At 66.3% G+C, this 8,719-nt stretch carries 8 protein-coding genes, 1 tRNA gene and 3 pseudogenes; 6 read left to right on the forward strand and 6 right to left on the reverse strand.

The features are described 5' to 3' along the window. The first annotated feature begins 238 nt into the window (after positions 1 to 238). On the forward strand, positions 239 to 523 hold the full coding sequence (locus ACIQFZ_RS14480; protein WP_402691337.1) for an IS3 family transposase: 285 nt from the start codon (positions 239 to 241) through the stop codon (positions 521 to 523). 428 nt (positions 524 to 951) lie between these two features. Here ACIQFZ_RS14480 and ACIQFZ_RS14485 read toward each other — a convergent pair whose 3' ends face one another. Both ACIQFZ_RS14485 and ACIQFZ_RS14490 read right to left on the reverse strand, forming a co-directional pair. After that, positions 952 to 1,890: a hypothetical protein gene (locus ACIQFZ_RS14485; protein ID WP_402691330.1), complete on the reverse strand. Its 939-nt coding sequence runs from the start codon at positions 1,888 to 1,890 to the stop codon at positions 952 to 954. Continuing rightward, a complete protein-coding gene (locus ACIQFZ_RS14490; RefSeq protein ID WP_365776160.1) occupies positions 1,883 to 2,506 on the reverse strand; it encodes an RNA polymerase sigma factor in 624 nt (207 codons plus the stop codon). Before ACIQFZ_RS14490 ends, ACIQFZ_RS14485 begins: the two co-directional genes overlap by 8 nt. 370 nt (positions 2,507 to 2,876) lie before the next feature. On the opposite strand from ACIQFZ_RS14490, the gene ACIQFZ_RS14495 reads away from it, so the two are divergent. Further along, a complete protein-coding gene (locus ACIQFZ_RS14495) occupies positions 2,877 to 3,212 on the forward strand; it encodes an ankyrin repeat domain-containing protein (protein WP_365437280.1) in 336 nt (111 codons plus the stop codon). Here ACIQFZ_RS14495 and ACIQFZ_RS14500 read toward each other — a convergent pair. Continuing rightward, positions 3,184 to 3,300, reverse strand: a pseudogene (locus tag ACIQFZ_RS14500) (IS5/IS1182 family transposase); the annotation flags it as partial. The gene ACIQFZ_RS14495 and the pseudogene ACIQFZ_RS14500 overlap by 29 nt on opposite strands. Positions 3,301 to 4,068: 768 nt before the next feature. Here ACIQFZ_RS14500 and ACIQFZ_RS14505 point away from each other — a divergent pair. Then, a complete protein-coding gene (locus ACIQFZ_RS14505) occupies positions 4,069 to 4,194 on the forward strand; it encodes a hypothetical protein (RefSeq protein WP_301184395.1) in 126 nt (41 codons plus the stop codon). 229 nt (positions 4,195 to 4,423) lie between these two features. On the opposite strand, the gene ACIQFZ_RS14510 is transcribed toward ACIQFZ_RS14505, so the two are convergent. After that, complete coding sequence (locus ACIQFZ_RS14510; protein ID WP_365429824.1) at positions 4,424 to 5,032, reverse strand: hypothetical protein; 609 nt, start codon at positions 5,030 to 5,032, stop codon at positions 4,424 to 4,426. Positions 5,033 to 5,650: 618 nt separating this feature from the next. Between ACIQFZ_RS14510 and ACIQFZ_RS14515 the strand changes: the two are divergent. The 3 genes and pseudogenes from ACIQFZ_RS14515 to ACIQFZ_RS14525 form a co-directional block, all read left to right on the forward strand. Further along, positions 5,651 to 5,950 (forward strand): annotated as a pseudogene (locus tag ACIQFZ_RS14515) (transposase family protein); the annotation flags it as partial. Between the two features lie 144 nt (positions 5,951 to 6,094). Continuing rightward, positions 6,095 to 6,694, forward strand: a pseudogene (locus ACIQFZ_RS14520) (site-specific integrase); the annotation flags it as partial. Positions 6,695 to 6,783: 89 nt separating this feature from the next. Further along, positions 6,784 to 6,975 (forward strand): hypothetical protein, encoded by a 192-nt coding sequence (locus tag ACIQFZ_RS14525; RefSeq protein ID WP_365429830.1) that lies wholly within the window; start codon positions 6,784 to 6,786, stop codon positions 6,973 to 6,975. 84 nt (positions 6,976 to 7,059) lie between these two features. On the opposite strand, the gene ACIQFZ_RS14530 is transcribed toward ACIQFZ_RS14525, so the two are convergent. Next, positions 7,060 to 7,135 (reverse strand) — tRNA-Arg (locus ACIQFZ_RS14530). Between the two features lie 241 nt (positions 7,136 to 7,376). Then, positions 7,377 to 8,663, reverse strand: a complete 1,287-nt coding sequence (locus ACIQFZ_RS14535) for a hypothetical protein (RefSeq protein ID WP_402691331.1) — start codon at positions 8,661 to 8,663, stop codon at positions 7,377 to 7,379. Positions 8,664 to 8,719 lie beyond the last annotated feature (56 nt).

Consider the following 8,719-nt stretch of genomic DNA (forward strand, 5'->3'; position numbering starts at 1 on the left):
CCGCAGCAGCTCACGAGCCGCGTTGATCTATCAGCACATGACCAGCGATCGTGACCGGGCCATTGCCGACCGGCTTGGTGCCATGATCCGGGGCGGTGGGGGAGCGGCTTCCGACTCCTCCGGGAAGGACCCTGGGGGCCCGTAGTGGCACGCGTGTGGCACGACCCCTGAAACGGCGAAGGGTGAACCTGGTCAATACACATCCATCAAGCTCACAACACGCCTGGTCAGAGCGGGAATCCAAGCATCCATGGGATCGGTCGGCGACTCGTTCGACAACGCCCTGGCGGAGAACCTGTGGATGCTGATCAAGACCGAGTGCATCCGCGGCCGCGTCTTCACGACCAGAGCCGAGGCGAACCTCGCGCTCTTCGAGTACATCGACGGCTTCTACAACCCCCGCCGCATCCAGAAGCGGCTCGGCTACCTCAGCCCGATCGAGTTCGAGGAGAAGCACTACGCCAACCAGGCAGCGGCCGGACAAGTGAACCTGAAACCCCGTCAACCGTCTCTGACCAGCTAGTCAGCCACTCCCGCGCAGCGGGGGAACCTCACTACGTTGCCGTCAGCTGTTGCCGTCAGGCGCCATCCTTGCTGGAGGCTGGAAGAGTGCGCCTGGTCCGCCCGTTCTGTAAGAGTTCAAGGCCGTCGGCGTGAGGCAGCCACGGTGATGGTGCCCTGATCCTTCCGTGGGGCAGGATGCACGGGAGCGCCAACCAACGAGAACCCGCACGCGTTCCACAGCCGCGCGCGAGACAATCGCCGCCCGCGTCCTGGCCCCTTCCAGTCCCGAACCAGGTCTTCTCGCTGAGCGCCGTGGTTGGCCAGACGGGCCAACCACGGCGCTCAGTCACAGGCGCCGATACTGCCCTCGTCCGCGTTCCTGCCGGCAAGAGGGCTTCGGCGGGATTGGTGGTGCCGTCATCGGCCTCGCTGTCAGAGAAGACAAGCTCAGGGACGCACGCCCGGCTCGTTCACGGCAGCCGCGAACCTTTGCACGGCTGAGACGCTGATCAGGGTTTCCTCTGTCGTGACCTTGGAGTCGATCATTCCGCCGACGAGCATCATCGTGCGTTCACCCCGGTACTCGTAGGTCTCTGGATCGAGGAGCAGCTCGTCCCGGAGGTGGGTCTTCTTGGTGAACGGGTTGTCGTCCGAGGGGTGGACGGCCAGGGCAGGCCTGCCCATCGCGTCCTCGACGAGCTGCGGACGGACCACCACGCCGGGGATCGTTTTGAGCGCGCGGAAGAGCGACAGGCGGACCTCGAACGGAATGGTGTCCGCGCTGGAGAACGTGTACTGGATCCGCTGGTAATCGCCCCCGAGGCGGATCACCTCAGAGAGAGACCGCAGCAGCTGTTGCGGCTCGCTCGGCAGTTTCTCCACCTTCTGACGCAGCTTCTTCGGCGATCCGCCGTCCGCCTCGCGGATCACCGAATCCAGGACGCCGTGCGGCAGCATGTGGCGGATCTTGCCGCTGCCGTACTGCGTCCAGGTCTCCTGCGTGAGCTCCCAGTATGCCGGGGCGCCCTTCTGTGAAACGGGATTAAGGTCGTCGCGGAAGTTGAGCGTCGACTGCCGCGTCAGGATCTTCTGGTAGAGCCACTGACCGTCGGTGGGTTCGGGAGACGTGGCGTACTCGGCCTCCACCCGGTGGGTGTCGGTCGTCGGCGCCACCTGCGCCACCTGCGCCACCAGCACCGCCGCCACCGCCACCCCGGCGGCAGCGCCCGCCGCGGCGAGCTTCCAGCCGGCCCGTGGCCAAAAGCGGCGGCGCTGCCTCCGTTCGGCGGCGGCGTCCAGCAGCCTCTGCCGCCCAGGCGCCAGCCGGGCCCGGTCAGGGGCGGGCGCGTCCGGCCGGAAGTTCTTCAGCGTCGTCATCTCATCCATGGCCGGCCTCCGGGGCGAAATCCTGCACGAGAGTGGGGTCGTCGCCCAGCGCGGAGCGCACCTTCCTGCGCGCCCGGTTGAGTCGGGAACGGACGGTGCCGACCGGGATGGCGAGCGCCTCGGCGACCTCCTGATAGCTGAGGTCGGCCCATGCGACGAGGAGCAGTACGTGCCGGTCGCCGCCGGACAGCGAGGCGAGCGCGCCAGCGAGGAGGCGGTGGGCGGCCTGCGCGGTGACCCGGTCGTCCGCGTGATCGACCCAGGACTCGGTGACCGAGTCGTGGCCGGTGCGGGCGAGCGCCCTCAGGGCGCGCTCCTCGGTGCGGCGCTGCTTGCCGATCAGGTTGGCGGCGATGCCGTAGAACCAGGGCCGGGCGTTCGTGCGGGTCAGGTCGTAGCGCGAGCGGGCCCGGAACGCCGCGAGGAAGGTGTCGGCGGTAACGTCGTCGGCGGCCGCGTCGCCGAGCCGCCGCATGACGTAGCGGTGGACATCGGCGGCGTACCGGTTGTACAACACGGCGAAGACCTCGGGCCGCCGCAGGGACTGGGCAATGGCGGACGAGTCATCGTGGTGGTGCTCGTGGTCGTCGTGCCCGACGTCCGGTGGGCCGGTCACGGGGTCTCCGTCTCTGACGTATGTGGTCACACTCTCTCTTCCCGTCGCCGGATGTCGTGTTCACGCCAGGGCTGGTCGCGATCATCCGTGCGAGACGGAGCCTCGTGCGCGGGGTGAGGACGGCGTTCGAGTGCACCATCGTGATTCTCCGAGGTAGGGCGATCCGGGCATATACGCGAGAGCCACCCCAGATCTGCGGGGTGGCTCTCAGGTGACGCCCTACTGCCAGGTCGCTGTGTCGGGGTTGATTCCGTGAGCACGCGCGGCCTCGTCGACGATCTGGCGGAACCATGACGCCAGCCCCGGAGCGAGGCCGTTGTAGTTGGGGCAGGCGCTGGCCAGGCTGGTGCGGCAACGGTTGAATGCCGCCGTGGAGAGTATCTGGACACCGGCTCACGAAGCGGTGGAGAACGAGGACGCAGAGACCCTGGCTCAGCTGCTGGCCCAGGGGGTCGACCCTGACGAGGTATGCGGCAATATGACGCTCCTGACGCACGCCATCGACGCGGAAGGCGATGGCGCCTTGCAGAGCGGTGGCCCGCTGACTGTGCATACGACCGCAGTGCTCCTGGCCTTCGGCGCTGACCCGCAACTCCCGGGGCCCAACGGGCGAGCGCCCATGGACCTCGCCGTTCACTACGGACATGACCTGGCAGCCAAGCTGTTGCAGCGACACATCAGCGGGTCAGGCAGCGTATGCAAATGAGGGTGCAGGCGAGGAAGTGTTCGGCCTTGCGCTCGTAACAGCGGTGAAGGCGGCGGCAGCCGGCCAGCCAGGAGAGAGCCACCACCCACCCCAGCTCTCATCCCGTACGCCGTCGACCCACACACCATGGACCACGTCTGCTCGGCTCTGCCTGGGTCGATGGCGTACGGGACGAGAGCTCCCCGCGCACACCACAACGGACTCGCAGTCGGGTACGGCGCCCCCTCCATCCCGGTGTCGGCCGATCCCCCGCCGGAGACACTGTTCTGACCTTGGCTGTGCCGTTTCAGTTCCGCCCCCCGGCCTGGTCTTCGCCCCCTTGTGGGCGCGGGCGGGCGACGGCGCGCCGCCCTGGTGACGTAGGCAAGGAGGGGCGGCGCGGCGGCGACCGACCGGCGCCGCCGCGCTGTGCGCGGCACCTTCGATCCCTGATCGGACTGCTTGCAGTTCAGGAGGCCGGGAGCGACGGCGAGCGAAGCGAGCCCTTGAACCCGTGGAGAAAGTCGCAACTAAGTCGCTGACCAGGGCTTCGGCGTAGTCGGCGGGCGTCCGTTTCGTGACCACTTGCGGTGAAGGGAGCGCGAGCGGACGGTTCCTGTCTCATGTCCATTGCGCCTCGGTGGCCTGCGTCTCCGCGCACCGTCGGGCGGAGCCAGCCGACGGTGCCGGGGGATGCCGCCTGCGTGGCTGAAGAGACAGGTGCAGATGCGGACGACGCTCGTGCATGGGATGAGCGGCTGGGCTGGGCGTTCGGGCTGATAGCAGATGATCCGGCTGCGAGGAGTGCGGCACGCGCTGGCCGTTGTCCTCGACCTGACCGCGTGCGCGGTGGTGGACCGACAGCGCACCCCGCGCTATGGCGACCTGGCGCAACCTCGCGGTCGGCGCCCTGCGACTGAACGGCGCGAAGAACATCGCCTCCGGCCATCGCCGCAATGCGCGTGACGCCCGCCGACCCCTCACGCTCCTCGGCCTCGCCTGAGCACGAAGTGGACGTCACTCGACTACGCCGAAGCCCTGAGGGCTGTCGCAGAATAACTTCAGGCTTTGATCTTGGTCAGGCGGGCTGTCTCGCGAGGTCATCGAGTGGAACGGCGTTCGGCGTTCGTGAGTTATTTCCCGACGGCTCCCTGGGCCGCTAAGGGGTCGACCGGGTCCGGCGCATGCGTTCTCGGCGTTCTCTCAGGCCGAGACCGAGAGGTAACGCCGCCTCAGATGGTCGGGGTGTTGTCAACAATCGGCCTGTGAATCTCAACGACCGGCTTCCACCCCGCGGAGAACTCGATGAAGTCCGCACGGGTGGGGTAGGTGTCGATCGCGCGACGGTCACGCTTGGGGCTGTCGCTCCCCTTGCGCCCCCGGGGAATCTGCTCCTCGAAGATGTCGACCTTCACGTCGGGAACCTCCTTGAGGCCCTGGCGCCAGATCTGCACGATGTCGGCGCCGAACGCCTGCCGGGCCGCAGCGTAAAGGGCCGTGAGGGCCCCCTTGTCCCCACCAGGGACGAAAAGTGCCAGGTCCAGCACGACACCGGCGGACTGGAGGACCTCGATGGTCACCGAGCCGTTCTCGTCGGCCAAGTAGATTCCGGCTTCATTCTCGTCGTCGGGAAGGCAGGAGACCTCTTCCTGGAATACGGTTCTCGCCGTGATCGAGCCGCCCTCGAAATTCTCACCGGACTTGGTCAGAAAAGCAGGGACATAGCAGTCGGGAAGCTTGAGTTCTGCCGTGTCGGCGGAAACGAAGAGCCTATCCTTCACGCCGAGCTTCGTCACCTCTTCCAGCGAGAGGCGGCGAGCGGCGATCTTCTCCGTGTTCACGATTTCCCTTTCAGGTTGCACTGTCCCTCCGAACAAGGACGCTACCACGAAACCCTGAGGTCAACTGCCCAGTAATCTTTGGGTAAATGGCCTCCGATGACCTGCACGGGAGGATACCGAAGCGAGTGCCACTCGGTCGGGAACACGCATCCGCCAGGTAGTGTCCCTCGTCATGGTGTTGGGGATCAACTGGCGGTTGCATTTCGGTGCGTTGGGTAGCGCGGAGGAGCCAAAAGCGAGTTTACGGTAGATATCACCCATATCCCCTTCGGGGAGGTGGCGGCGAGGTAAGGCGATCCATTCGTCGTGCATCTCGAAGAGCGCAGCGGAAACCAACCGATGGTCCGACAACGCAACAACGGAGACCCCCCGGCAGCATCTGGATGGAGCGCTAACTGGAAGTCGCGTACTATCGCGCCCTCTTCGGTCAGGACTTCGGCGTAGTCGGCTGACCCGGTTGCTGACGTCTCGTCATGTTGGGCGGGGTTCGGCACACAGAAGGCACGGACGTCCGCGATCACGGAGTTCTCTACGCTCTGTGACCTTGGACTGCCCGTGCCTGCCGACGCATCATCTCTGATCTCCCCTGCCTTACAACAGCTCAGACCGCATCCGGAAGTGTCCGGGAGCGATCTTCCGGATCTGCTGGAACGCCTCGCGCAGGTCCCGGACCCGCGGGATCCGCGGGGAGTACGGCACCCTCTCGTGACGCTCCTGGCACTGACGGCCTGCGCGGTCCTCGCCGGAGCGCGATCCCTGCTCGCGGTGAGTGAATGGGTGGCCGACGCACCGCCGGCCCTGCTCGAACGGCTCGGCACGGCCGTCGACCCGCTGGTCCCGAAACGGTCCTGGCCCGCGGAATCCACGATCCGGCGACTGCTCGCCAGAATCGACGCGGACGCCCTGGACCGGGCGGTCGGAGCCTGGCTCGCGGACCGGCAGACCAGCACGCGGTGCGGTCGGCCTCCCAGCGGCGGGCGTAGGACAGGCCGGCTGCCTTGGCGGACACGTCGTCCAGCCGGGCGGCCTCAACCTGTCCGCGCTGCGGGGCGAGCAGGACAACTGACCTTCCTCGAAGCCGCGCGCCGCGACCCGCTATACGCCACATTCGTGCTGGCCGTCGCCATGGGTCTGCGTCGCGGTGAACTGGTGGGCCTGCGCTGGTCGGACGTGGACCTGGAAAACCGGGTGCTGCACGTCCGCCAGCAGACCCAGCGCCGCAGGGGCACGCTGTACGACGACGATCCCAAGAGCCGCCGTAGCCGCGTGGTGCCGATGCCTGCGCTGTGCATCGCGCCGCTGCGCTGGCATCGGCTGCGGCAGCGGGAGGCGTTCGCGCATACGGGCGTCGCCTGGTCCGAGACCGGCTACGTCTTCGCCACGCGGAACGGCCGACCGGTCGAGCCGCGCAACGTCTACCCGTCCTTCACGCGGGTCGCGGCCGATGCGGGGCTGCGAGTGGTCCGACTGCACGATGCGCGGCACGGCTGCGCCACGCTGCTGACGGCGGCCGGCGTCGCGCCTCGGGTCATCATGGAGATCCTTGGGCATAGCCAGATCAGCATCACGATGGACGTGTACACGCACGTCGTGCACGACACTCAACGGGAAGCGATCAGCCACATGGACCGGCTGCTCAAACGCCGTCTGCCAGCCGCCTGAGAGACTGTTGGCGAGTCGTCGCTGACACGGGGGTGGGGATGTTCATAGCCGTGGCTCTGGTGCTGGTCATGCTGGCTATGGTTTGGGCTGTGCTGGGGGTGCATGCGCTGCTACTCGGCCGGATGCCTGGTCGGTGGCTCCCCCGGCTAGTGCGGCAGCCCAGACTGTGGGGCGTCGGCGCCCTGCTCATGCTGGTGAGCTGGAATGTCCACTCCCTGCCGCTACTCACGGTCGGCGTCGGACTCGTCGTGCTGGGGCATGTCATGAAGCCCGCGCGTTAATCGTTCGCCGCCTGCTAAGAGGCGACTGCCGTCAAACACTGCCGTCAAAGGCCCCGGACCATGATCGGTCCGGGGCCTTTTCGCTGGTGCCCCCGGCAGGATTCGAACCTGCGACACCCGCTTTAGGAGAGCGGTGCTCTATCCCCTGAGCTACGAAGGCGGGGATGTGTGGGTAAAGGTGTTGGAAATCCGTCCATACCGGGCGGATCCCGACCCTAAGGGGTCCCAGACATCCACAGGGCGCGCCACCTAAGCGGTGCACCGCGCACAGTCTAGCGGTTGCGGCAGCGCCCCGATGCGTCCTGCGCTGCCGCTGTGTGGCCGCGCCCCTGTGCGCCGAGGCGCCCTGCACCGGCCGGCGGAGTGTGTCACGCGGTGACGTGCACAGACCGGCTTTGCGTCTACCGTGTGCGGCGGGTGATACCGAGGGCCACGGAGTTCTTGGCCCAGGCGTATCCGATGTAGATGAGCAGAGCACCGTCGGCTCCGTACGCGGGGATCCGGCGGAGGCGGTGTGTTTCGTCCAGGGTGGAGAATCCGGATTCGCTGTCCTGGCGGAACCCGATGAGGCGTTCTCCGGCTTCAGTGCCCGGCGGAATAATTCGAAGGTGCTCGGTCCTGTTGAACCTCATGCGCTTCGTTCTTGGATCCAGCGATCTATCTTCCTGAGTTTCGTAAGCCGGAATTCTTTCCACGTGTTGACCGTTGCGGCAGGGCATCTCAAGAATGTGATAAAAACGGCTCTCTCCTCCGTTTCTGTATTCGATCTCCCGAACAGGGATCGGGGTGTAGAGAGTTTTTCCTTCTACGGTGATCAGTCGCTCGCAGGCGCGTCCTTCGGCCGCGTAGACGTCATGGGTGCATCCCACGGCTGCATAGTGATACTTCTTCAGCGGTTGAGGTCTGAGCCCGTCGTACTGGCGCGTGAACACCAGGTATCCCGCTCCGATCAGTCGAGATCGGTGCATACCGCGCCAGGCTTTGTCGTAGACCAGTGTGTGGTTACCTGGGGCGCGCTTGCGGATCTCCATGGCAAGACGGACGGCCACTTTGGCTTCTTCCTGGCGGTCTGGATCCAGTTCCTTGGATTGGTGCCGAGCGGTGTCCACGTTGAGAATGATTCGGCTGTGCGGCGAACATTCGTCGCGGACCGAGAGCGAGACGAGTTTGTTGCCGTAGATTTCTCGGTCGCCGCCTTCCAATTGGATTGTGGCGTCCGGATCGACCCGGTGGTGCCGCGGTTCCCCGGTCTTCTCGTCGATGGTGAATTCCTCTGTCTGGTCAGAGGCGGGTCGCACGACTGTTCCGTCGCCGGTGATGACTTGGCTGCGGTGCGGGCGGGCCAGGGTGCCTCGCCGTTTCCTGGCGAGCATTCCCTGCGCGAGGGCCTGGTTGATCCAGGCGTCGCGACTGGCCTCTCGAAGGTCCTGCAGCGCGTCGAGCATCTTGGGTCTGAAGTCGTGCCAGTGGTGTCGCTGGGGACCGGTCTCGGGCAGGCCGTCGGCTGCGGCGTCGCCGCGGTGCTGTCGGACGCCCTCACGGACGATCTTCCACATGTGCTCGTGCTGGAAGTTGGCACAGGCCATCTCGGCAGTGTCGAAGATCGAGATCGAGGCGAGGAGGATCAGGTAGACGAACGGGGGGTAGGCCAGGGCCCCGGCGTTTGCCTCGGATGTCTGGTTGATCATGTGATGCCGTAGAGGGCGAGGACGCGGTGGCGTTCGGTGTGGGCTCGGCGTCCGGC

The organism is Streptomyces sp. NPDC093064, assembly GCF_044754605.1.
GTDB lineage: Bacteria > Actinomycetota > Actinomycetes > Streptomycetales > Streptomycetaceae > Streptomyces.